Origin of the sequence: Phaeovulum veldkampii DSM 11550, from assembly GCF_003034995.1 — a bacterium.
In the GTDB taxonomy this organism is placed as follows: Bacteria; Pseudomonadota; Alphaproteobacteria; order Rhodobacterales; family Rhodobacteraceae; genus Phaeovulum; species Phaeovulum veldkampii.
The window spans coordinates 1-1,251 of the sequence record NZ_PZKF01000113.1 but is presented as its reverse complement, the minus strand read 5'-3'; the positions used below and the strand labels follow the sequence as shown (position 1 = coordinate 1,251).

Sequence of the window (1,251 nt, the reverse complement as noted above, 5' to 3'; positions counted from 1 at the left end):
GAAATCGAACAAGCCGTTTCCGAACTTGCCGAGCAGCCCTTCGACGCGGTCGAGTTCCCTTATGCCTTCCTCATGGCCTTCGGCAACAAGGACACGACCATCAAGCGGCTGCGTACCGGCGCGTCGAACAAGTCCGACTTTGATGGCCCTTGGGGCGGTGTCCTGCAGACCAACAACATCCACCTTGCCACCTGCGCGCCGGGCGACATCGCGGCGACCCTGACCGCCCTGCGCGACAGCCCCGCCACCACCCGCGCCAAGGCCAAGTTCATCCTCGCCACCGATGGCATCGACCTCGAGGCTGAGGATATCACCACCGGCGAAACCATCGCCTGCCGCTACACCGATTTCCCCGACCATTTCGGCTTCTTCCTGCCGCTCGCGGGCATCTCCACCGTCAAACAGATCCGCGAAAGCGCGTTTGACATCCGCGCGACCAGCCGCCTCAACCGGCTCTATGTCGAGCTGATCAAGGACAACCCCGACTGGGGCAGCGCCGAGAAACGCCACGACATGAACCACTTCATGGCGCGGCTGATCTTCTGCTTCTTCGCCGAAGACACCGACATCTTCGTTAGCGACAACCTGTTCACCGCCACCATCGACCAGATGGCCAACCGCGACGGGTCGAACACGCACGAAGTCATCGGCGAGATTTTCCGCGCGATGAACACTCCCATCCCCAAACGGGCCGACGCCAAGCTGCCCCGCTGGGCCGACACCTTTCCCTATGTGAACGGCGGGCTCTTCTCGGGCAGCACCGATGTGCCGCGCTTTTCCAAGATCGCGCAGCGCTACCTGTCCCACATAGGCAGCCTCGACTGGACGCAGATCAACCCTGACATCTTCGGCTCCATGATCCAGGCCGTCGCGGATGAGGAGGAACGCTCGGTCCTCGGCATGCACTACACCTCGGTGCCGAACATCCTGAAGGTGCTGAACCCGCTCTTCCTCGATGACCTGCGGGCGGAACTGGAGGCGGCGGGCGACAACGCGCGCAAGCTGGCCAATCTGCGCGCCCGCATGGCCAAGATCCGCGTCTTCGATCCCGCCTGCGGCTCGGGCAACTTCCTTGTCATCGCCTACAAGGAAATGCGCAGCCTTGAATATGAGATCAACAAGCGCCGGGGCGAGCCGCAGCGCCGCACCGACATTCCCCTGACCAACTATCGCGGGATCGAACTGCGGGATTTCTCGGCCGAGATCGCGCGGCTGGCGCTGATCATCGCGGAATACCAATGCGACGTGACC

At 62.8% G+C, this 1,251-nt stretch carries 1 protein-coding gene; it reads left to right on the top strand.

The genetic code is table 11. The features are described 5' to 3' along the window. A partial coding sequence (locus tag C5F46_RS16145) for a DNA methyltransferase (RefSeq protein WP_146160264.1) occupies window positions 1–1,251 on the top strand: 1,251 nt, incomplete at both ends.